This is a genomic window from Spirosoma sp. SC4-14 (assembly GCF_037201965.1).
Classification (GTDB): domain Bacteria; phylum Bacteroidota; class Bacteroidia; order Cytophagales; family Spirosomataceae; genus Spirosoma.
Window position 1 is genome coordinate 5,995,849 of sequence record NZ_CP147518.1, and the last position, 22,439, is coordinate 6,018,287.

Consider the following 22,439-nt stretch of genomic DNA (forward strand, 5'->3'; position numbering starts at 1 on the left):
ATGCTAAAGTCGCTTATTATCGGTACATTTCTGTTTTTTTGTCAATACCGTCTGGTTGCTCAACCTCAATCGGGTACGGAGTTAATTCGACTGAATCAGATTGGTTTCTATTCTAATGCGCCTAAAATTGCGGTTGTTGTCGGTGCTATCGGCGAAGCACAAGGTACCTTCCAGATTACAACGACCGATCAGAAAAAAGTCGTTTTTTCGGGCCCGTTAAGTGCAGCCCGTACCAATCCGTTTTCAAAGAAAATAACGCATATCGCCGATTTTTCGGCATTGGTGACGCCCGGCACCTATGTAGTCAATATACCTGGCATTGGCCATTCTTACCCATTCACTATTGGCATCAACGTACATCATGCCGTAGCGACAGCCGCGCTTAAAGGGTTTTATTACCAGCGAGCATCAACAGCATTGCCAGCTCAATTTGCCGGGCAGTGGGCACGATCATCCGGCCATCCAGACACAAAGGTACTGATCCATCCATCGGCGGCTTCGGTTAGTCGTCCGGCCGGTTCGACCATTTCATCGCCCCGTGGCTGGTACGATGCGGGCGATTACAACAAGTATATTGTAAACTCGGGTATTACGATGGGAACGTTGCTATCATTGTATGAAGATTTCCCAACTTTCGCTAAAACCCTGAAAACCAATATTCCAGAAAGTACGAACAAAATTCCTGACCTACTCGACGAAATCCTGTGGAATTTGCGCTGGATGCTGACCATGCAGGACCCGGCCGACGGTGGCGTCTATCATAAACTCACCAACCCGCGCTTCGACGGAATGGTTATGCCCGATAAGGCCGGATCACCTACTCGTACCGATCGGTATGTGGTTCAGAAAAGCATTACTGCTAGCCTTGATTTTACGGCTGTGATGGCACAGGCCAGCCGCGTTTTTACAGCGTATAATCGTGAGCTACCGGGTCTGTCCGACTCCTGCTTATCAGCTGCCCGTAATGCCTGGAAATGGGCAGAGGCTAACCCAAATGCGCTGTATAAGCAGACTAAGATGAATGACACCTTCGATCCAGACGTAGTAACGGGTAGTTATGAAGATCGGGATGCCAGCGACGAATGGATTTGGGCGGCCACTGAACTATACGTTACGACCAACGATGAAACGTATTACAACGCTGTCAATCTGTTTCCAGATACCAAAACTCCGTTACCCTCGTGGCCACAGGTCCGTACGCTGGCTTACTACACACTGGCTCGATCAGGAAAAACGCTGACCGATGCTGGAAAAAAAGATCGGCTAAAGGTGATGCAGCATCTCAGATCGGCGGCAGACTCACTCCTATCGGGAGCCGACAAACAGGCTTTTCAGACCGTAATGGGCAAATCGGCGAACGATTTTATCTGGGGAAGCAGCGCCGAAGCTGCCAATCAGGGCATTGCACTCATTCAGGCATACCGATACACCGATTCGCCTAATCGGAAAGCTTACTTACGCTATGCCCTTGGCAATCTGGATTATTTACTGGGTCGAAATGCGGTGGGCTACTCGTTCGTAACGGGCTTTGGCGCTAAAACACCCATGCATCCACACCACCGTCCGTCTATTGCCGATGGCATTGCTGAACCTATTCCAGGATTGCTATCGGGAGGGACAAACGCTAATGCGGCCCGTCAGGATAAATGCACAGGCTACACCAGCACAGTTGCCGATGAGGTCTACCTCGATGCCGATTGCTCGTATGCCTCCAACGAAATTGCTATCAACTGGAATGCCCCGCTGGTTTACCTGGCCGCAGCTCTGGAAGCCTTACAAAAGAATCTAACGGGTTATTAGTTGTAGGTCATTCGTCACCGGTATTTGGCTACCGGTGACGAATTGAATTAATAAACTGAATCAGTTCTGGAATGTCCAGAATGTGGTCAATTGTTGTGTTCAAAATAGCCTGTTGAGGCATAAAAGCGGCCTGCGCTGTACTGGGGTTCTGAACAACCGTAATGCCTCCCATTCGCTTGATGGCAGCTAACCCTTTTGTGCCGTCGGCATTGGCCCCCGACAACAGGATTCCGACCAGCGTGTTCCTATAAACATCGGCCGCCGATTCGAACGTTACGTCTAATGCCGGGCGGCTATAGTTCACTTTTTCGGAGTCATCGAGCGAAACTGTAAAGTCGTTTTCGATCAGCAAATGATAATCAGCCGGAGCTACGTATATATGGGCGGGCAGCAACGGCTCTTTATCATCTACTTCTTTAACTGGAATACTGGTTTTGCCTGCCAATAAATGTTCCAGGGTAGAGTCGCCGGAGTTTTTGCGGTGCAAAACAATAATGACCGTAAATGGCATTGCAGGCTGCAAGGCTGGCAATATTCTCAACAGCACATCAAGGCTTCCGGTCGAACCACCGATCACGACGGCTTTATAGGTAGTTTTCAGCTCATCTTTCGCCATATTTTTTCCTTACTCAACTGCTTGAAGCGCGGCTTAATAGATGAAAAATTCAGCGTTTCTTTTGATCCCAGCGCCAGATAGCCAAGCACACCCAGACTTTCATCAAACAAATTCAGTACTCGATCCTGCAATGGCTTATCGAAATAAATCAACACGTTTCGGCAAAGAATAATATCAAATTCGTTGAACGAACGATCTGACACCAGATTATGCGTCGAAAAAATCATTTTTTCGTTCAGCGATTCATCAAATTTCACCTGGCTATACTGAGCGGTATAGTAGGACGAAAAATCCTGAATACCTCCCGATTCAATATAATTCTCCGAATACTGCTTCATGGGGCCGATGGGAAAAATCCCCTTTCGGGCTTTTTCGAGTGCACTGGGATTCAGGTCAGTAGCATAAATCAATGATTTATAGAGAAGCTTTGCTTCTTTCAGCAGAATAGCCATTGAATAAACTTCCTCGCCCGTTGCACAGCCTGCATGCCAGATGCGGATAAACGGTTTGGCCGACAATGTGGGTAAAATTTCGGTTCGCAGGCATTTGTAAAACTGTGGATCACGAAACATTTCGGTAACGGTGACGGTAATTTCTTCCACAAACCGTTTCAAATAATCCGCATCCGATTTTATACGGTACCGAAACTCGGCAAAGCTCGGGAATCGATCCAACGTCCATAACCGAACAATTCGCCTTTTTAGCGATGCCCGGGAGTAGTTTGTAAAGTCATATCCGTATGTTTCATACAGATCGGTCAATAAGATATCTACCTCAGCCTCTTCAATCATTCCGTAATCCAACTAAAGCCGAGATAGCAATTGCAATAATCTGTCCACATCAATCGGTTTCGCAATATAGTCCGTTGCACCAGCCAGTAAACTCTTCTCCCGATCGCCCACCATTGCCTGAGCTGTAACCGAAATAATGGGCGTGTCGCGTCGGCTTACAATGTTTTTAATGCGTGGAATAGCCTCATAACCATCCATCTCAGGCATCATCATATCGATCAGCACAATATCGACAACCTCGTCGGTTTCCAGCAAATCAAGAGCCTCCTGGGCACTACTGCAGGAAATACACTCGTAGGATCTGGCCTTCAGGGTAGCGGTCAATGCAAAAATATTTCGTGCATCGTCGTCGATAATCAACACCCGTTTCTTAGTCATTTTCATTTGGTTAAAAGCCCCTCACCCCCAAAGGGGGCGATTAGAAGCCGAATATTCATGCCTTGGAACGGTCGCCCGCTGGTGTGCTTGGCCAGCATGAACGTTTCGTTTGATTAATTAGGTTGGAATGCCATTATTCTAATTGCCTTAAACAGCAGAATACTATTTGAGACAACTACGACCGCTCATAGAGCCACACACGCAGCAGCGACATAAGCTGATCGATATCAACAGGTTTAGTGATGTAGTCAGATGCTCCGGCCTGAATGCACCGCTCCCGGTCGCCGGTCATGGCTTTTGCCGTTACGGCAATAACGGGCAGAGATTTCCACTGATAATTTTCGCGGATTTTTCGGGCCGTTTCGTACCCGTCCATCTGCGGCATCATCATATCGAGCAAGACCAAATCAATAGTTGGGTTTTCCTGCAATTTCTGAATGGCTTCTTTTCCATCCAGCGCCGTAATAACATTCATCTTATAATTCTCCAGGGCTTTGGAGAGGGAGAAAATATTACGGACATCGTCGTCGGCAACCAGCACCGTTTTACCTGTCAATACCTGACCTAAGGCGCCTAATTTCTTTTGACTTGCCGTTGCCGAAGTTTTTTTATTTTCATCGACCAGATGCAGGAACAGCGAAACTTCATCGAGCATCCGCTGATACGAATGGGCTGTTTTTACAATAATCGAGTCGGCATATTTTTTAATTTTTAGCTCTTCGGCCATGGATAGGCTTTTGCCGGTGAAAATAATAATGGGCAGACTTTCGAGCCCCGGATTTTTCTTCACTTCCTCCAGCGTATCGTAGGCTTTTGAATCGGGCACGCCCATATCCAGAATAACGCAGTTGATTTGTTCCTGTTTTAAGGCTTCAACGCTTTCCAAAATATTACTCTTCAACTCCGAGTTAATATTAAACGATTCCAGAAAATAAGCCAGCGCCTTGGCATGTTTCGGGTTATCTTCAATAATGAGTACTTTCCTGGATTTACTGCTTAATACGTACTCTATTTTCTCGAAAACTTCCTGCATTTGCTCAAAAGCCATTGGTTTATCCACAAAATCAATAGCTCCTTTCGACAGGCTTTCTTTTTTCACCTTATGCGACGACATAATGTGCACCGGAATGTGTCGCGTTTGCGGATCGGCCTTTAAGGCATCCATTACCTGCCAGCCATTCATAACGGGCAACTGAATATCCAGCAATATGCCCATTGGTTTATAGATACCGGCCAGTCGGAGCCCCTCGTCGCCCCGCACCGCTACGATGCCCTTGTAGCCTTTCCGTCGCGAATAATCGAGCAGCGATTTAGCGAAACTGGTATCGTCCTCAACAATCAGGATCGTTTTGTCGTCGGTTGTAATTGATTTTCGGTCATCGGGAATAGCCTCGGGGATAATAGTACTGATATATTGAATAGGTGTTTCCTCTTCGGGTTCTTCTGTAACCAGAGGAGACGTTTCGGGTTTTCGGCTCACATAAACCGGTGCCGAATGTGGAGCAGCCTCGCCGGGTGTTCCGGGCAAATGAACCGTGAAGGTACTGCCTTCGTTTACGTTGCTTTTGAGCGTAATTTCGCCCCCCAGCAGCTTGGCCAGTTCGCGACTGATCGACAGGCCCAGCCCCGTACCGCCGTATTTTCGCTTGGTCGACCCATCGGCCTGCTGGAAGGCTTCAAAAATAAGATGCTGTTTTTCTGGCGGAATGCCAATGCCGGTATCCTTGACAATGAATTGAAGGGACGAGTCGGCAGCTTTCTGGATCGTTAGCGAGACCGAGCCTTTCGACGTAAATTTCAGCGCGTTGGAGATCAGGTTTTTCAGAATCTGCCCCAGTCGCATTTTATCGGTTTCAATAACACCTGGAACACCCGACTCTACGTTAATGGCAAATTCGAGGTGTTTTTCGTTAGCCAGCGGCCCAAACAACGCCTGTAGTTCATCCGTAATTTCCTGGACCGGCACATCGAGGTATTCGAGTTTCATCTGCCCGGCTTCAATCTTCGACAGATCCAGAATTTCGTCGATCAGGCCAAGCAGGCCATTGCCCGAGGTCTGAATTACTTTGGCATATTCAATCTGATCGCTGGTCAGGTTATCCTCATTATTTTCGGAAAGCAATCGGCTGAGCAACAGAATTGAGTTGAGTGGCGTGCGTAACTCGTGCGACATATTGGCCAGAAACTCCGATTTATAGCGGGTACTCAGTTCCAGCTCTTCGGCTTTTTTCACAATTTCCTCATTTTTCTGCTCCAGCAACAGGCTTCGTTCTTCGAGTTCGGCATTGGTTTGCTGGAGTTCTTCCTGCTGCACACGCAGTTCTTCTTCCGATGCCTGAAGTTTCAGCGCCTGGGCTTCAAGTTCGGCGTTTACGTTTTCCAGTTCGTTATGCTGTGCCTGTAGCTCTTCCGACTGCGCCTGTGTTTCTTCGAGGAAATTTTGCAGCTTCACATAATCCAGCGCCGAATTAACACCAATAGACAGTGCATCCAGATTGGATTCGAGAAAAGTAATCTGGAGCGGATCTGGCTTATAGAGGAGTCCAATTTCAATTATGCCAATACAAATATTGGTGTATACCAGTGGCGCAATGATGAGTGCTACGGGCTGTGTATTGCCCAACGACGAGTTGACAGTCAGGTAGGTTTCGGGCAAATCCTGAATCACGAGTGTTTTTTGGGCCTTGATAGCCTGCCCAACCAGCCCCTCTCCCATCCGAATGGTTGTTGGTGCATTGTTCGCAGCATAATTACCAACCAGCCGGTAGGTCGAGTCGCCGTCGATAATATAAACAGTTCCTACCGGTGCATCCAGATACTGGCAGGTTTTTTGAATCAGATTATCGGCCAGTTTTTCCAGATTGCGCTCCCCCCGAATCGACTCTGTCAGGCTAAGCGTGCCCGATTGCAGCCAGTTGCGATTTTGTAAATCGGTAAATGTACTTTCCAGCGAAGCGGCCATTGTGTTCAGCGCTTTCCCAATCCGGCCCAGTTCATCATCACGAGTATCGTTACTTCTTACCGAATAGTTTCCTTCGGCAATATCGGTGGTAATGTCCTCCATGAGGCCAATTCGGTCATTGGTTTCCCTATATCGCTCTTCGGCCTCAATCTGGCTGGCTATCCGGTTGTCGAGGTCTCGTTTGATACGGACATACGTACTAACCGTAATCATGATAGAGATTACGGCTGCTATTAGCATCAGAAAGGGCGTATAGGTAATGTATACCTGCTGTTGCGCAACCCGATTGGCCAGTATCTTACTTTCTTCGCTTTTGATACGATTCGTTACAAGCCGCAGATTGTCCATCAGTTTCTTGCCCCGAATCATTTCATTGTAGCGCGACAACGTATCGCGCCCGAACGATTTATTGCGTCGGGTCAGGTTTATGATTCGCTGCATCTGCGCAAATTTGTCTTCATACAGCGACTTGACCTCGTTCAGATTCTGCTGCTGAATTTCGTTATCGGCCGTCAGGTCGGCCAGCTCATTGTAGCTGTTCTGCACCTTTGCATACGCTCCATTGTAAGGGTCCAGAAAACTGGGGTCGAGTGTTATTAGAAAGCCCCGCTGCCCGGTTTCGGCATCTTTCATATACGAAATGATGTTCTCGGCTTCTATCAGCACCTGATTGGTATGGTTCACCAACTGTGAGTTACTGATCAGTTTCTGAATGCTATAATACGAAGCGACAAGGCTACCAACCAGCAGCAGGATTGAGATAGAAAACACAATCTGTAACTGCCTGATCACAGAATTTGATATAGTTTTAGGCATGGTTAATTCTGAGGAGAAGTTAGGTAGTCGGTAATGGGCTCGTTTATATGCTGCATTGGCAACACAAGGATAAAGCTAGTGCCTTCGCCCAAACGACTTCTGGCAGAAATAAGCCCTTGATGTTTTTCAATGTTTTTCTTAGCGATGGCCAGCCCAATTCCGGTTCCTTCATAACTGGAGCGGTTATTTAATCGCTGAAAAATAACAAAGATTCGGTCGAGGAATTTCTCATCAAAGCCAATCCCGTTGTCGCTTACCACTATACGACAAAACATTCCATTGAGCGCCGGTGTACTATCAACCTCTTTTTTCTGAATCCGTTCGGCACTGATATGAATGATGGGCGCAACATCGCCCTTCGAGAACTTAAGTGCGTTACTGATCAGATTCTGAAAAACCTGCCGGATTCGCCCTGGTATAGTATCGATCATTGGTAACGGATCGATCGTTACGGTAGCCTGCTTTTTGCGAATCACTTCCTCAAAATCGACCAATACTTCATTCAGCAGTGCATTGAGGTCGGTAGGTTTAAAAGTAGCTGGTTTGGCCAGTTGCGAATAGGAAAGTAAATCGTCGATGAGTCCCGACAGCCGGGCCGATGATTTAATGGATCGTTCCAGATAAGCAACAGCCTCAGGATTTTCTTTCAGATATTTCTCTCGGATCAGATCGTGAAGGAGCTGAATTTTGCGCAAGGGTTCTTTCAAATCGTGCGAAACAACCCACGTAAATTGCTGAAGCTCATGATTGGTTGTCTCCAGCTCTGCATTTTTCAGCAACAGTTCTTTAGTGCGGGTAGCAACCTGTTCTTCCAGAATTTCGGCTACCAGCTTTTGGGGATGAATGTCGGTAAAGGTTCCTACCCAGCGCACAACCGTATCCTGCTGCTTTATTGGTATGATCCGTAATAAGTGGTATTTATAGTTGTCCGTTGTAAGTTCCTTTAGACGGACTTCCCGCGTGAATTCGATACCGCGTTCCAGATAAACAGGCCATTCCGTACAAACAGGCTCATCGTCGGGATGCACTTCCGGAAAAGCCGTTGGGTCAGTAGAATAGTTATACCAATGTTCGTTTACGTATTCGATTCGGCCACTATTAGCCACCGTGAAAGCCATCTGCGGTAACGAAGCCAGCACCAGCCTCAGGTCCTGCATCCGGGCCGCCAGTTCTTCCTGAGCCTGTTTTCTTACTTCAATCTCGTTGCGTAACAAATCCTGAGCTGTTCGTAGCTCCTGCTGTTGTTCGTAGAGCCTATGGAGCGTTTTTACTTTCAGGACAAGTATATCGGGGTCGACAGGTTTGGTCAGATAATCGATTCCGCCAGCAGTATAACCTTTTGTTATAAATTTTTTCTCTTTATTAACAGCCGATAAAAAAATGATGGAAGAGTCTTTCGATTTACTAAACCCCGTTATGGCATTGGCCACTTCAAACCCATCCATTCCGGGCATCTGCACGTCCAGAATAATAACGGAATAATTGGTTTTGAGAATTTTTTTTAATGCTTCTTCGCCCGATTCGGCCGTATCGACGGAGAAGTTATGCAGTTCCAGAATCTTTTTTAACGGAAAAATATTCTCTGGTCTGTCATCGACAATGAGAACCATATTCACGATAACTTTTATAACGTTGGTATTGATCGCAGCGAGCGATAAAATGCGGCTGGCAATTCGTTTTATCGATCTGGCAAAAACCTTTTCCCTGAACAATTGCGCGGCCGGCAATTTTATTGTGAAGATATGCCATTCTGGCAGGTGCTTCCAAATGTATGATGGTTATAAGCAATAAAAAGCTTCCTTAGTTTTTATACGGCCCAATTTAAGCGTAAAAGAACCAAAGAACGAAAGAGTGAAAAGCTGACGCAAGGCTTATCTGCCAGATGGTATTCACTCTTTCAGAGGGTTCGTTCCGTCGACCAAGATTTCTATTTTTTCTCTCCATAATTCAACCGCAACGGTTTTTTTTCGTTTTTTACATATAGACCATCATTAACCATGATCCAGACAAAATTAATTCCCAGAACCCCTGAGGCTTACGAGCCTCCTATGCTCATAAAAAACATCCTGGCGGAGTCGATCAAATATGAACCGCAACGGGAAATTGTTTATCGCGATCTGTTCCGAATGAATTATGTTGAGTTCAACCGACGTGTTCGGCAATTAGCCAATGTGCTCACGGGCATCGGGGTTAATCCGGGCGATACTGTTGCCGTATTCGATTGGGATAGTCACCGCTATCTCGAATGTTTTTTTGGGGTTACCAGCCTTGGCGCTATACTTCATACCGTAAACGTCCGGTTGTCGCCCGCTCAGATTCTCTATACCATGAATCATGCACAGGACAAAGTGGTGCTGATTCACGAAGATTTCCTGCCGATCCTGAGTGCTATTAAAGACCAGTTAACGACCGTAGAAACATTCGTGCTCATTAGCGACAAAGTCTATACCGACCTCAATGCAATTGGCCATGTACCGGCGGGTTTTGTTGGCGAGTATGAAGCATTGCTGCGGGATGCGTCGGTTCACTACGATTTCCCGGATTTCGATGAGAATACATGGGCTACCACGTTCTACACGACCGGAACTACGGGCAATCCTAAGGGTGTCTATTTTTCGCACCGGCAGTTGTTTCTGCATACTATGGGCCTGTTAACGTATCTGATTGGATACGAAGCGTTGCCGTTCAATTCGCGCAAGGATGTGTATATGCCCATTACGCCCATGTTTCACGTCCATGCCTGGGGGTTTCCATTTCTGGCTACGCTGATGTCGGGCAAACAGGTATATCCGGGCAAATATGAACCCGAAATGCTGTTGAAACTTCTGGTTACCGAAGGGGTAACGCTCTCGCATTGCGTGCCCACCATTCTGAACATGCTTGTCAGCAATCCGGCAGCTCAGAAGTTCCGGGATCAGTTAAGTCGCTGGAGTGTGCTGATAGGTGGCTCAGCCCTCACTAAAGGCTTAGCCAAAGCAGCCCTGAATCTTGGCATTAATGTAACGGCTGGTTATGGAATGTCGGAAACAGCCCCAATTCTGTCGGTAGTATATCTGAATGATAAAGAACGGGCACTGCCACTGGATGAGCAGATTGACTATAGAACCCGGGCAGGTCGGATTGCGCCTTTTGTGGAGGCCCGGCTCATGAACGAAGAAGGTGAGTTTGTGCCACATGATGGCGAAACACTGGGCGAAATTGTGGTGCGAACACCCTGGACAACACAAGGCTACTACAACGATCCCGACCGGGGTGCCGAACTCTGGCGGGGTGGCTGGCTACACACGGGCGACGTGGCCAGTATTACGCCCGATCATTGGATTGTAGTGGCCGATCGTACTAAAGATGTGATTAAAACAGGGGGCGAATGGGTATCGTCGCTCGACATGGAGGATGTATTATCGCAGGTAGAGGGCGTAGCCGAATCGGCCGTAGTAGGCTTACCCGACGATCGCTGGGGCGAACGACCCCACGCACTGATTGTTCAGAAACCCGGTTATACACTGACCACCGAAGCCATTAAAACCAGTGTACAGGAGCGGATCAACCGGGGAGAAATCCACAAATGGTATATGCCCGACAGCATTATCTTTGTTACCGAAATACCGAAAACCAGTGTAGGTAAAATCGATAAAAAACGAATTCGCGCCGAACTGAAAGAGCGCGTACTATCATAATCATACGGCTGGTAGGAAACCAAACCACCAGCCGAAATTTTCGACCATGACTCGAATAGGCTTGCTTTCAGATACGCATAGTTTTCTTGATCCGCAGCTATTTACCCATTTTGATACCTGCGACGAAATCTGGCACGCAGGCGATGTAGGCGCGCTAACGGTTGCCGAGCAACTTCAGGCTTTTCGTCCATTGCGGGTTGTATGCGGAAATATCGATACCGAAACGCGGGAGCTTCCTTCCCATCTCCGTTTTACACTGGAAGATCTGGACATCTGGATCACGCATATTGGCGGAACACCGCCCAAATACAATCCTATTGTTCGACCTAACCTCCAGCTTAACCCGCCCGATCTGTTCGTTTGCGGTCATTCGCACATTCTTAAAGTTGTACGTGACCCTAAACGGAAGAACCTGCTATTCATAAACCCCGGTGCGGCAGGCAAAACTGGCTTTCATCAGATGCGCACGGCCATTCGGTTTACGCTCGATGCCGGACGCATTCTGGATATGCAGGTAATTGAACTGGGAAAGAAATAACTTAATCCGTCCTGTCTTAAAAGCCTGCCAATAAACAAAAAAAGGGCCTTCATGCTAAATGAAGGCCCTTTTTGGAAATTATTTTTATAAAGGCAGCGACTCGGGTTCGGTTTCGGCAGGTTTCGATTCCTTACCAACCTCTTCTTTCAACGCTTCGGCAACACCTTTGTTTTTATACGCCTGATAAACCGTTTCACGTTCAAACGGACGCTTGCCAATCAACCGCACCAGATCGTTCTGATAAAGAATTTCTTTTTCAAGTAATTCTTTCGCAATAACCTCCAGTGCTTCTCGCTTATCGGTCAGCAGATCTTTGGTCCGCGTATAAGCAATGTCTACAATCTTACGAACTTCTTCGTCGATATGCTTGGCCGTTTCTTCTGAATACGGTTTATTAAATGCATAATCCGATTGCTTCGAATCGTAGAACGAAACATTGCCGATCTTATCGTTCATACCATACATGGTTACCATGCTATAGGCCAGTTTCGTAATACGTTCAAGATCGCTCAACGCACCGGTTGAAACCTTACCGAAAATAATATCTTCGGCAGCCCGACCGCCCAAAGCCATGCACATCTCGTCCATCAGTTGTTCTGTGCGGTAGAGATACTGCTCACGGGGCAGATACTGAGCATAACCCAGTGCAGCCACCCCACGCGGCACAATCGTCACCTTAACGAGCGGATCGGCATGTTCGAGGAACCAGCCCGCTACAGCGTGACCTGCTTCGTGGTAGGCTACGATTTCTTTCTCTTCGGGCGAAATCAGCTTGTTTTTCTTTTCCAGACCACCAATCACGCGATCCATCGCATCCTGGAAATCTTTCATATCAACTGCTTCCTTATCGCTACGGGCAGCAATCAGAGCGGCCTCATTACATACGTTTGCGATTTCAGCGCCGGCAAATCCAGGTGTCTGTGCGGCTAATTCTTTCGGATCGACATCAGCCGCCAGTTTAATTGGCTTCAGGTGAACCCGGAAAATTGCTTCACGACCAACAATGTCTGGTTTATCGATACTGATCTGACGGTCGAAACGGCCCGGACGCTGCAAAGCAGAATCAAGTACATCAGGACGGTTTGTTGCGGCCAGGATAATGATCCCTGAATCGGTAGCGAAACCATCCATTTCAACCAGCAGCGAGTTCAGTGTATTTTCGCGTTCGTCGTTGGCACCCGGCATCGAGCCACGCCCCCGCGAACGACCCACAGCATCGATCTCATCAATGAAGATGATACAGGGTGCTTTTTCTTTTGCCTGCTTAAACAGATCACGTACACGGGCAGCTCCCACACCAACAAACATCTCTACAAAATCGGAACCCGACAGCGAGAAAAATGGCACGCCAGCTTCGCCCGCTACGGCTTTTGCCAGCAGGGTTTTACCCGTACCCGGAGGGCCAATCAGCAAAGCTCCTTTCGGAATTTTAGCACCCAGCTTTGTAAACTTGGTCGGGTTTTTCAGGTAATCGACGATTTCCTTGATTTCCTCTTTGGCTTCATCCAGCCCTGCCACATCGTTGAAGGTGATCTTCACCTTATTGTCGGCATCAAACAGAGCGGCCTTCGATTTGCCAATGTTAAAGATCTGTCCACCAGGCCCTCCAGCTCCCGACATACGGCCAAGGAGGAAGTACATGGCCAGAATCATAACAATCAGGAAACCCCAGGTACTGATAATACTACCAAAGTCGCTTCGGGTCTCGAAGCGAAAATCAATTTTTTCGTTGTCGGGCAGACCTTGCTGCAACTGGTCGAGGTCTTTTTTAAACGATTCGCCCGAAGCAACCTGAAACTGAAAATGAGGCCCATGATTAGTACCGAAATAGGGCTTATCGGCAAAGAGGCTACGGTATTTAGGGCTTTGCGCTGCTTGCTGGGTAAGCGTTACCTCTGCAATTTTATCATTGACGACGACTACATCAGCCACTTCATGGTCTTTTACCATCCGCTCAAAACGCTTTTGTGAAATTTCGTGCGTTGAAGAGCTTTTGTTAAAAAAGGTAATTCCCAGAATGGCGGCAATCAGTAGCGCGACAATCCACCCCTGAAAGTTGGGTTTTCGTGGACCTCCTCGTGGTACTAGCGGATTTCTATTGTTGTTTTCTGACATTTCCTCAGGCTGTACATAACGGATTTCATGAGTAACACCAATTCGTAAAGTTATGTTTCTGTTACGAAATGGTTCGGATAGACGGCTTGTCTATTCAATAAACGGTCGAAATTGTCTGGTTTTGCTCAGTTAGCTGTTTCGAGCACGCTTTCGTCGATATGCTGAATTTCGGCATCGCCCCAAAGCTGTTCCAGATCGTAGAACGACCGTCGGTCTTTTTTAAATACGTGGGCAACCACGTCCACATAATCTAATAAAATCCACTCCCGATTTGTTTTACCTTCTCTATGCCACGGGTCCTGATGGCTCGCTTTGTACACTTCTTCTTCAATAGAAGTCGAAATAGCATCAATTTGTGTATCAGACGTACCGGAACAAAGAACGAAGAAATCGCAAATGGCATTTTTAACATTACGCAGGTCCATAACAACAATATCCTGCGCTTTTTTTTCCAGCATTCCCCGCACTACAAAATCGCGGATCTGCTCGGCTGAAAATTCACTGCTTTTGTTAATTCTCATGCTTTCGGTTTAACATTGCACGATAAGCCAACCAGCGGGTACTTATAGAAACGGATAGTATAAGTATCCAGAGCACCATTCATTGACTTCCTACTACTAAACTATACAATATTTTGTACAAAATCTATCCCAAAACTCTTTTTATTGGGCAAATAGTTAAATATCTGCCAAGCTGTCAGTCTACAAACGACGAAGCATCGACTTTGATTGCCGAGGGCGACCCAACCGAAGGCACTCTTGTCGTAACTGACAATCAAACGGCTGGCCGAGGGCAGCGAGGGAACGTTTGGGAAGCTAAATCGGCCCAAAATTTAACTTTTTCGCTGATTTTAAAGCCCTCTTTCCTATCGGCTACAGAGCAGTTCTGGCTTAACATGGCTATTTCGCTCGGTATCTATGACACCTTGTCATCCCTTATCGGATCAGATCTGCGCATTAAGTGGCCTAACGATATATACGTAGGAAACAGAAAGTTGGGTGGAATCCTGATCGAAAATATCCTGCATGGCTACAGCATAGCCTGGTCAGTAGCAGGAATCGGCCTTAACATTAATCAAACCGAATTTACTTATCCAACGGCCACATCATTGCAGCAGGAAGCTCCACTCCCCGAAAATTATGATCTGCCGGGCATTTTGAGCTCGCTAAGCGAAAAAATAGAAGCCCGTTACTTACAGTTACGCGCCAATCAACGCGAAAACGTAAAGGTCAATTATCTCCAAACGCTGTACCGGTATCAGCAAGAGGCTACTTTTGAAAGCAATGGAGAAACGTTTCGGGGCTCAATTGCGGGTGTCGACGCGCTGGGCCGATTGGCAATTGCAGTTGGAGGAGAGTTGCGGTATTTTGGGTTTAAGGAAGTAAGCTTTGTTAATGATTGAATTGTTGAATGATTGAATTGTTGAATGATTGAATGATTGAATTGTTGAATGATTGAATTGTTGAATGATTGAATTGTTGAATGATTGAATTGTTGAATTGTTGAATTGTTGAATGTAACCATCAATTCAATCATTCAACAATTCAATCATTCAATCATCTATTTCACCAGCGCTTCTTCAACAGGATTGCCAATGCACCCGTTTGGCTCCAGAAGGCTGAGCAAAGCCGTAATGGTTGGTGCAATGTCATGAATGTGCGTCCGGCGCAGGGTTTGTCCCGGTTTAACGCCCCAGCCATAGAGCAGGAAAGGCACGTGTGTGTCGTAGGAATAGGTAGTGCCATGTGTAGTTCCTTTCGAGCGGCCTTCGATCCAGCCGGGGGGTTGCATTACATAAAAATCGCCACTCCGATTCGGATGATATACATTGCGGAACAGGTTTTCCTGGAGCGTAGGCATGGCTTCGGCCCCCAGATTATGCAAATTGACCACGTTGACCACTCCACGCTGTTTCAACAATGTAGCCCGCAGTAATTCATACACATCCTGAATCGCAATTTTCTTTTCCGTCAGTAGCGAATGATTCAGATATATCTGCTGATTGATGTAGGATAGCATCCATTGGCCTGGACCATAGGCTTTCTCAAGCGTCGATTTCACCAGCTCGCCAACTTCGCCATAGCTTTTCACACCCGCCGGAATTTTGTATTGCTGCAAAAAACCTGGCGCATCGACCACGCCATGATCAGCCGACAAAAATGCGGTCCACTGCCCTTTGCCAACGTTGGCATCCAGATAGGTAAAAATATCGGATAGCTGACGGTCGAGCCGGATGTAGTTGTCTTCGGTTTCGATGGCATGTGTGCCAAAAGCATGGCCTATATAATCGGGCGACGAAAAGCTGACACAAAGCATATCCGTTACGTCGTGTTGTCCTAGCTTTTCTCCTTTCAGAGCCGCCAGCGCAAATTCTTTTGTAATCTGGTCGCCATAAGGGCTGGTCCGCAGGGGTTCGTATTTCGAACCACCAGCCTGAATAGCAAAGCTATGTGGGAAAACCGATTTTGTTTCGCCAGCCATGACCGATTCATACGGTTCATCGTCGGGGGTGCTTTCGGTATACTGGTTCATTGCCAGCGTTGGCTCCCACTTTTGCGTAATAAACTGTTCGGGCAGTTTGCGAGCATTGAACGCCTGTACCCATTGGGGCAATTCGTTCAGATAGAATGTGCTACTGATAAAATTACCGTCTTTCGAATCGAACCAGTAAGCCGCATCGGCAGCATGGCCAGCGGGCATGATGGCTCCCCGGTCTTTTAGGGCAATGCCTACTACCTTGGAGCGGCCGTCGGTGGCTAGTTTCAACTGATCGCCAATAGTTGTTACCAACAGGTTTTGGGGCGACATTTTACCGGCTGTACCGGTATTACCAACAGTACTAACAGACGTATCTTCGGCACAATACATCAGCCGGCCGATATTCCGTTCATAAAAATCATTGCCAACAATACCATTCAAAGCAGGTGCCGAGCCCGTATAGATGGCAGCATGACCAGGGCCGGTATACGTAGCGGCATAGTGGTAGTGGTTGTTTCGGGCATTGAAGCCCCCATCCATCATACGCCGAAAACCGCCGGTGCCAAACTTGCTATAATACCGGTATAAATAATCGTAGCGCATCTGGTCAATAACAATGCCGACAACGAGCTTTGGCCGGGAAACCGCCTGAGAAGCCACTGGCGTACCCGATGTTTTTTTAGGTTGTGCAAACGTTGTTGTCACAAACAACGACGCCAATAAAATGGGAGAATATAGACGCATGAAACCTATTGAGTTGGTTGGAGTACCTTTTGCAAAGGTACAAACAAATTGCCGGGCCGATACTTCCGCAGCATAAAGCCTTTATGAATACTGGCTGGCTTCACAATCCGACTATCAGATCATAAAACAAGACAGACAACACATCCTAAATTCCATAACATTATGGCGTCTAATCAGTTGATTGGTATGCGACTAAATTGAGTGTTCTTTGCAATCATGATTCAGATTGATACACCCGTAACGTTCTGGTTAACAGCACTGATTTTCTTCATAGCCATTTTTGGGCGATATGTTCTTTTTTCGCTGGTATTCTGGTGGCTGTTCAACTTATCAATGAAAGAGCAGTTTGCCCATCGAGCCGTTCAGACCCGCCCCCGCAAACCAGGTCAGCATTGGCGGGAGATTGGATGGTCGTTAATTACCTCGCTGATTTTTACGGCTATTGCGCTCGGACTCATCGCAGCCTATCAGGGTGGCTATACACAGATTTATACCAACCGGCACGATTACCCGGTCATCTGGTATCCGATCAGTATTTTAGTAGTTCTCTTTATTCACGAAACGTATTATTACTGGCTGCACCGCTGGATGCACCGACCGGGCGTATATCGGCGGGTACATAAAACCCACCACGAAAGTATTACTACATCGCCCTGGACAGCATTTTCGTTTCATCCGATCGAAAGTACCTTACAGGCGATTGTGATTCCAGCTCTCACGTTCGTGTTGCCCTTACACCTGTCGGCAGTTGGTATTTTGTTACTGATCATGACGGTTTCCAGCGCCATCAATCACCTGAATACCGAAATCTATCCTCGTAATTTCGATCAGCATTGGCTGGGTCGCTGGCTAATTGGCGCTACCCATCATGGCCTGCATCATTCGCAGTTCCGGTTCAACTACGGTCTTTATTTTACTTTCTGGGATAAATGGATGAAAACCGAAAGCCCTGACTTCCATCAGGTATTTAAGGACAAAACAGCCTCCTAGCCCCCAAAGGGGAAGTGCTGCCGCTTAGTTTCGGACCGCCGATGCGGCTGTCGCACCTTAATAAGCAGCTAAAGGAAAGCGGCAGCACTTCCCCCTTTGGGGGCTAGGGGGCTTTTACTTACTCCGCTCAATGGTATATTGCACCAACTGATGAAGCGAGTTACGGTAGGTTGATTCGGGGAATGTGTCGAGTATGCGTTGTGCTTCGCCCACATACTTGTTCATGGCTTCGGTTGCATACTGAATACCGCCCGAGCCTTTCACGAATGAGATAACTTCATCCACTTTTTTGGGATTCTCACTATTATTTTTGATAATGTTAATGATCTGGCGTTTTTCGAAAAAACCGGCTTTGTTAAGCGCATAGATGAGCGGCAACGTCATCTTTTTCTCCTTAATATCGATCCCCAGCGGTTTTCCAACTTCAGCTGTTCCGTAGTCGAACAAATCGTCTTTAATTTGAAAGGCAATGCCAACTTTTTCGCCGAACAAGCGGGCCTTTTCGATAATATCCGTAGCAACACCCGCCGAACGTGCCCCTACGGCGCAACAGGCGGCAATGAGTGATGCTGTTTTCTGCCGGATAATTTCATAATAGACATCTTCCGTAATATCGAGCCGACGCGCCTTATAAAGTTGTAGCAGTTCGCCTTCACTGATTTCCCGTACAGCTTTCGAAACAATCTGAAGTAAATCGAAATCGCCGTTATCGACCGATAGCAGCAACCCCCGCGAGAGCAGGTAATCGCCAACCAGCACCGCTACTTTGTTTTTCCAGAGCGCATTTACTGAAAAAAAACCGCGACGGTAATTCGAATCATCGACCACATCGTCGTGTACAAGAGTAGCCGTGTGCAGCAACTCAATGAGCGAAGCGCCCCGATACGTCGCTTCGGTGATTTGCCCACATACGCCAGCAGTGAGAAAAACGAACATGGGTCGGAGTTGCTTACCTTTCCGCTTCACGATGTAGTTCATGATTTGGTCCAGCAGCATAACGTCGCTTTTCATCTGGCCCCGGAATTTCTGCTCGAACAACGCCATTTCGGCAGCAATTGGGGCTTGAATATCAGCAACAGAAAGAGGCATATTGAAGTCGACAGTAGTCAATAGATAGCCGGTTGTATTCGTTTAGTAGTCAGCGCGGGCTTTTTCATGTGCTAATGCTACAATTGAACCTCGACAGGCTAAATTTTTGGCAAGTATAGCAAGGAAAGTGCAGACGCCGAAAAAGCCGCTCATAAAACCCTAAAGGTTTACAACCGGTTTCGTTTTGTTTATTACGTAAAAACTGTCAACTTACCCCGTATCTACCTCAACAATCAATACTCTATGATCAACAATCCAGTCCCACCGCTTCCTCATCCTACCTCCGTTCTACCCGAAATACATCCCTCCCGCGCTCTGGTTCTGGGTGGTGGGTCATTAAAGGGAGCTTTTCAGGCCGGAGCTGTCATGGCACTTTTCGAATCAGGTTTTGTTCCAGATCAGCTTTACGGTATTTCGGTAGGTAGTTTAAATGCCACCTTCATTGCCAATGAGTCGGCCCGCCAGTTTGCAGAAAATGGCAAAATTGACTGGGAAAAAGTGGGAAAACAGTTGATTGAATTCTGGATTCGGAACATTACCAAACCCGACGATGTAGCCGTGATTCGGTCGCGGTTTCGTTTAGGCTATAATACCATTATTCGTCGGTTCGACGGTTTGCTCGACAATACTCCACTAAAAAACCTGATCCAGAGCCATGTCGACCTGGAAACGATTCGCAAGGGTCCGCTGAAAATTAAGGTAGGTGCCGTCGATATTATCGAGGGCGATATGCGCTATGCCGATGAACAGGACCCTAATTTTCTGGAGTACGTTTATGCTAGTAGCTCATTGCCGTTTCTGATGCCAGCCATACAGATTGGTGGCGACCATCGGCGGGCTTTTCTGGACGGTGGTCTGCGAGAAGTGGCTCCGCTTCGGGTTGCCATTGAAGATGGTGCTACCGAAATTACCTGCATTGCCTGCCATGCCCGAAAAATATACAACGAGAAATTCAACTACCGCAACCTGCTGAACCTGATGGACCGGGTAAAGGATATTACAGTTAATCAACTGGTCAATAACGACATTGCCTGGGCCGAACGCTTTGCCGAACGCGAACGTCTGCACGGCCGGAATCTTACCCTGAACATCATACGGCCCACCGAGCCGCTTTACCTGAACCTCATGAAATTTACATCTGAGGACATCGGCCGATTAATCGTAATGGGCTATCAGGCCGGAACCGACGCGTTAAAAAAACAAAGCACCAAGCCTAATCCCGACGGTTCGGCTCATTGAAACAAGTTAGCCACCTCCTGCGGTCGATCCGTTGTCAGAATATCGCCCCCCTGCCGAAAACGCTCCCGATAGCCAGAGGCAGCTTCGGAAATAGGTTGTTCATCTAACTGACCAGTACCATAGGTGCCAATGGCGCAGGGGATTCCGAGTTTATGAAGACGCTCATAGAACGAGACCGATTGTAGCTTTTGGGGTGTTAAGGCAATCAGGCGCGATTTGGGCAGTGCGTCACGTTCGAATCGGTCCAGATCAGCTTCACTGTTGACACCCACAGCCAGCCAGAGAGCCGGGTACAGATTCCGCATCCGTTGCGCTTCTGCCAGCGAGTAGCAGATTACAAATACTGAGTGCTGGGCTTTATACTTCTCCACTTCCTTCATGGCAAGTGCCGGATCAGTTCCAGGCTTAACATCCAGTGATAATACATATCGGTTCTGATTCCAGGCCAATACCTCGCCAAACGTAGGTAAATGCTGATCGGTCTGTTGCCCATCTAAGGTTTTCAGTCGCACCTTTTTCAGGTCGGCAAGTGTCCATTCACTTACGGCTCCTTTGGCATCCGATTCGCGATCCAGCGTCGGGTCATGCAGCATCACAAACTGGCCATCATGCGTTGTCCGAACGTCCATCTCCAGAATAGCATTGGGCAGCGCGTTTGCCGTTTTCGTAAAGGTCTCTATCGAATTTTCGGTATCCTCTGCTCCTGGTCCTCCCCGATGCGCCAGAATAAGCGGCTGTTTACGATTAGGGCGATATTGCAGGAAGATATCCAGTGTTTTGCTATCGTGGAACCGATTTATGGATTGAGCAAAAACAGGCATCGACAACAATGCCATTGACCAGAGTAGAAAAGCGATTTTCATAACTAATGAGGTAGGTTGTATTCGTTAATAATCCTGTTTTTATTTTGCCTGATAGGGCCCAAAAATTGCCTTTATAGCCAATGATTCCGTATTATCGTCCAAAATTAAAACGCGATAGGTATGTCCGCCGGGATTTACTCGTATCACAACGTGGCCCGATGTACTTCTCAGACGGGGCAAAAAGTTGCTGATAGCTGCTTTTGTTTCGTCCAGTAAATTGGTCACAAATACGTCGCGCTGACCCGTATAAAGCTGTTCTGAGAAAAGGCGTTCAAGTACAGCCTGGTCGGCATGTGAAGTTGCCCAGGCCGGAATCACAAACACCCGTGGCTGCAAGCTGGCCAGCAACGCGCCATTTTCGGAATCTTTATACCCATGATGATTCAGAAGCTGAACGTCTACTGGGCCAACCATCTGCGCAAGCGGTGTTTCAACATCATGCCAGGCGGGTTCCCCAAATTGCAATATGCCCGGTATATCGCCCCCCGAAAAGTAGTCGAACGGTCCGTAACGAATCTGGAGCGCTATGCTACACATATTCTCGTTTGGGTATTGGTTCACGGCCAGCGATTTCAGATCAGGAAACAAGTGTCGGTTCGGCTTGCCATCGCCCGTCCAGACTTCGCCATTTACTGCCAGATTACGCACTTCGAACAGGTTTTGGTAGTGGTTAGGTTGCTTCAGCAAGACAATCTGATTAGCACGTCCAGCCTCAAACCGCTCGACATGAAGCCCATTCTTCTGATGTTGGCCCCGTAGAAACTTGCGATAATTAACTACCATTGAATCACCATCAAATGGACGTGGATAGCTGTAGTCGGGCCAGCCCCGGTCCAGAATCGTATGGATAGGTATGTATTCGGCCACTTCCGTAATACCGGTCAGCACATAGCCATCGGCCGATCTGCTAGTTATATGCAATGGCGACCCCATATGGTCGTCGTGGAAGTGGGTAATAATTGCATAATCGATTGCCGGACTTTTCTGAAAACTCAGCACATTCCGAATATAGCGGGCAATCCACTCTCCAGCTCTGCGCTGGTTGTTTGGCTTAATGGGCAGATTCCGTGGCTTATTTGTCCGCCAGTCAATCGGATCAATCGACCCCGCATCGATCAGGAGGGTTGTGCCATCAGGCAAAACCGCAAACGTAGCGTTTCCCTGTCCAGTATTGATATGATGAATATCGAGCTGTCCCGGTTGCCAGCCAGGAAGCGGTTGACCTATTTGCTGCGAATTGGCCTGACTGGTTGCCCCGATTAGCAGGAATAAACCTAATAACAAGCGCATCTTAAGATCGATTAGTTATGAATAAAAATCCCCCGACAGATTACTCTGCGGGG

Annotated in this window: 17 protein-coding genes; 6 read left to right on the forward strand and 11 right to left on the reverse strand. The window is 47.4% G+C overall.

The genetic code is table 11. The annotated features are described in order from the left end of the window. Nucleotides 1-1,800 (forward strand): glycoside hydrolase family 9 protein, encoded by a 1,800-nt coding sequence (locus WBJ53_RS24605; RefSeq protein WP_338871137.1) that lies wholly within the window; start codon nucleotides 1-3, stop codon nucleotides 1,798-1,800. Nucleotides 1,801-1,828: 28 nt separating this feature from the next. Here the strand turns inward: WBJ53_RS24605 and WBJ53_RS24610 are convergent, their stop codons facing one another. From WBJ53_RS24610 to WBJ53_RS24630, 5 genes are all read right to left on the reverse strand, one after another. Continuing rightward, complete coding sequence (locus tag WBJ53_RS24610; protein ID WP_338871139.1) at nucleotides 1,829-2,416, reverse strand: chemotaxis protein CheB; 588 nt, start codon at nucleotides 2,414-2,416, stop codon at nucleotides 1,829-1,831. Then, the gene (locus tag WBJ53_RS24615) at nucleotides 2,398-3,207 is read right to left on the reverse strand and encodes a protein-glutamate O-methyltransferase CheR (RefSeq protein ID WP_338871141.1); all 810 of its coding nucleotides are present in this window, start codon (nucleotides 3,205-3,207) and stop codon (nucleotides 2,398-2,400) included. Before WBJ53_RS24615 ends, WBJ53_RS24610 begins: the two co-directional genes overlap by 19 nt. Before the next feature lie 12 nt (nucleotides 3,208-3,219). After that, nucleotides 3,220-3,585, reverse strand: a complete 366-nt coding sequence (locus tag WBJ53_RS24620) for a response regulator (protein WP_338871143.1) — start codon at nucleotides 3,583-3,585, stop codon at nucleotides 3,220-3,222. Between the two features lie 175 nt (nucleotides 3,586-3,760). Further along, complete coding sequence (locus WBJ53_RS24625) at nucleotides 3,761-7,363, reverse strand: response regulator (protein WP_338871145.1); 3,603 nt, start codon at nucleotides 7,361-7,363, stop codon at nucleotides 3,761-3,763. A gap of 2 nt (nucleotides 7,364-7,365) precedes the next feature. Continuing rightward, nucleotides 7,366-8,973 (reverse strand): response regulator, encoded by a 1,608-nt coding sequence (locus WBJ53_RS24630; protein WP_338877231.1) that lies wholly within the window; start codon nucleotides 8,971-8,973, stop codon nucleotides 7,366-7,368. Nucleotides 8,974-9,360: 387 nt separating this feature from the next. On the opposite strand from WBJ53_RS24630, the gene WBJ53_RS24635 reads away from it, so the two are divergent. Further along, nucleotides 9,361-11,040 carry a fatty acid--CoA ligase gene (locus tag WBJ53_RS24635; protein WP_338871147.1) on the forward strand — a complete coding sequence of 560 codons (1,680 nt, stop codon included), beginning with the start codon at nucleotides 9,361-9,363 and terminating at the stop codon, nucleotides 11,038-11,040. A 46-nt stretch (nucleotides 11,041-11,086) separates the two neighbouring features. Continuing rightward, entirely contained in the window at nucleotides 11,087-11,578 is a 492-nt protein-coding gene (locus WBJ53_RS24640) for a metallophosphoesterase family protein (protein ID WP_338871149.1), read from the forward strand. Between the two features lie 84 nt (nucleotides 11,579-11,662). Here WBJ53_RS24640 and ftsH read toward each other — a convergent pair whose 3' ends face one another. Both ftsH and rsfS read right to left on the reverse strand, forming a co-directional pair. Beyond that, on the reverse strand, nucleotides 11,663-13,693 hold the full coding sequence (gene ftsH, locus WBJ53_RS24645) for an ATP-dependent zinc metalloprotease FtsH (RefSeq protein ID WP_338871151.1): 2,031 nt from the start codon (nucleotides 13,691-13,693) through the stop codon (nucleotides 11,663-11,665). Nucleotides 13,694-13,818: 125 nt separating this feature from the next. Continuing rightward, nucleotides 13,819-14,214, reverse strand: coding sequence for a ribosome silencing factor (rsfS, locus tag WBJ53_RS24650; protein ID WP_338871153.1), 396 nt, complete (start codon nucleotides 14,212-14,214; stop codon nucleotides 13,819-13,821). Nucleotides 14,215-14,327: 113 nt separating this feature from the next. Between rsfS and WBJ53_RS24655 the strand changes: the two genes are divergently transcribed. Beyond that, on the forward strand, nucleotides 14,328-15,095 hold the full coding sequence (locus WBJ53_RS24655) for a biotin--[acetyl-CoA-carboxylase] ligase (RefSeq protein WP_338871155.1): 768 nt from the start codon (nucleotides 14,328-14,330) through the stop codon (nucleotides 15,093-15,095). A 158-nt stretch (nucleotides 15,096-15,253) separates the two neighbouring features. Here the strand turns inward: WBJ53_RS24655 and pafA are convergent, their stop codons facing one another. Continuing rightward, nucleotides 15,254-16,915 carry an alkaline phosphatase PafA gene (gene pafA / locus WBJ53_RS24660; protein ID WP_338871157.1) on the reverse strand — a complete coding sequence of 554 codons (1,662 nt, stop codon included), beginning with the start codon at nucleotides 16,913-16,915 and terminating at the stop codon, nucleotides 15,254-15,256. 216 nt (nucleotides 16,916-17,131) lie between these two features. Here pafA and WBJ53_RS24665 point away from each other — a divergent pair, with 216 nt between their 5' ends. Further along, nucleotides 17,132-17,905 carry a sterol desaturase family protein gene (locus tag WBJ53_RS24665; RefSeq protein ID WP_338871159.1) on the forward strand — a complete coding sequence of 258 codons (774 nt, stop codon included), beginning with the start codon at nucleotides 17,132-17,134 and terminating at the stop codon, nucleotides 17,903-17,905. 114 nt (nucleotides 17,906-18,019) lie between these two features. On the opposite strand, the gene WBJ53_RS24670 is transcribed toward WBJ53_RS24665, so the two are convergent. Next, on the reverse strand, nucleotides 18,020-18,994 hold the full coding sequence (locus tag WBJ53_RS24670) for a polyprenyl synthetase family protein (RefSeq protein ID WP_338871161.1): 975 nt from the start codon (nucleotides 18,992-18,994) through the stop codon (nucleotides 18,020-18,022). A gap of 243 nt (nucleotides 18,995-19,237) precedes the next feature. Here WBJ53_RS24670 and WBJ53_RS24675 point away from each other — a divergent pair, with 243 nt between their 5' ends. Further along, nucleotides 19,238-20,233: a patatin-like phospholipase family protein gene (locus WBJ53_RS24675; protein ID WP_338871163.1), complete on the forward strand. Its 996-nt coding sequence runs from the start codon at nucleotides 19,238-19,240 to the stop codon at nucleotides 20,231-20,233. Here the strand turns inward: WBJ53_RS24675 and WBJ53_RS24680 are convergent. Next, nucleotides 20,227-21,096 carry a glycerophosphodiester phosphodiesterase family protein gene (locus WBJ53_RS24680; RefSeq protein WP_338871165.1) on the reverse strand — a complete coding sequence of 290 codons (870 nt, stop codon included), beginning with the start codon at nucleotides 21,094-21,096 and terminating at the stop codon, nucleotides 20,227-20,229. The two genes, WBJ53_RS24675 and WBJ53_RS24680, sit on opposite strands and share 7 nt — an antisense overlap. A gap of 39 nt (nucleotides 21,097-21,135) precedes the next feature. Continuing rightward, the gene (locus tag WBJ53_RS24685) at nucleotides 21,136-22,386 is read right to left on the reverse strand and encodes a hypothetical protein (protein ID WP_338871167.1); all 1,251 of its coding nucleotides are present in this window, start codon (nucleotides 22,384-22,386) and stop codon (nucleotides 21,136-21,138) included. Nucleotides 22,387-22,439: the final 53 nt, after the last annotated feature.

Bases quoted from the DNA above. Each gene is read 5' to 3' on its own strand.
- WBJ53_RS24605 (WP_338871137.1), top strand. From the start codon at position 1: ATGCTAAAGTCGCTTATTATCGGTACATTTCTGTTTTTTTGTCAATAC.
- WBJ53_RS24610 (WP_338871139.1), bottom strand. From the start codon at position 2,416: ATGGCGAAAGATGAGCTGAAAACTACCTATAAAGCCGTCGTGATCGGT.
- WBJ53_RS24615 (WP_338871141.1), bottom strand. From the start codon at position 3,207: ATGATTGAAGAGGCTGAGGTAGATATCTTATTGACCGATCTGTATGAA.
- WBJ53_RS24620 (WP_338871143.1), bottom strand. From the start codon at position 3,585: ATGACTAAGAAACGGGTGTTGATTATCGACGACGATGCACGAAATATT.
- WBJ53_RS24625 (WP_338871145.1), bottom strand. From the start codon at position 7,363: ATGCCTAAAACTATATCAAATTCTGTGATCAGGCAGTTACAGATTGTG.
- WBJ53_RS24630 (WP_338877231.1), bottom strand. From the start codon at position 8,973: ATGGTTCTCATTGTCGATGACAGACCAGAGAATATTTTTCCGTTAAAA.
- WBJ53_RS24635 (WP_338871147.1), top strand. From the start codon at position 9,361: ATGATCCAGACAAAATTAATTCCCAGAACCCCTGAGGCTTACGAGCCT.
- WBJ53_RS24640 (WP_338871149.1), top strand. From the start codon at position 11,087: ATGACTCGAATAGGCTTGCTTTCAGATACGCATAGTTTTCTTGATCCG.
- ftsH (WP_338871151.1), bottom strand. From the start codon at position 13,693: ATGTCAGAAAACAACAATAGAAATCCGCTAGTACCACGAGGAGGTCCA.
- rsfS (WP_338871153.1), bottom strand. From the start codon at position 14,214: ATGAGAATTAACAAAAGCAGTGAATTTTCAGCCGAGCAGATCCGCGAT.
- pafA (WP_338871157.1), bottom strand. From the start codon at position 16,915: ATGCGTCTATATTCTCCCATTTTATTGGCGTCGTTGTTTGTGACAACA.
- WBJ53_RS24665 (WP_338871159.1), top strand. From the start codon at position 17,132: ATGATTCAGATTGATACACCCGTAACGTTCTGGTTAACAGCACTGATT.
- WBJ53_RS24670 (WP_338871161.1), bottom strand. From the start codon at position 18,994: ATGCCTCTTTCTGTTGCTGATATTCAAGCCCCAATTGCTGCCGAAATG.
- WBJ53_RS24675 (WP_338871163.1), top strand. From the start codon at position 19,238: ATGATCAACAATCCAGTCCCACCGCTTCCTCATCCTACCTCCGTTCTA.
- WBJ53_RS24680 (WP_338871165.1), bottom strand. From the start codon at position 21,096: ATGAAAATCGCTTTTCTACTCTGGTCAATGGCATTGTTGTCGATGCCT.
- WBJ53_RS24685 (WP_338871167.1), bottom strand. From the start codon at position 22,386: ATGCGCTTGTTATTAGGTTTATTCCTGCTAATCGGGGCAACCAGTCAG.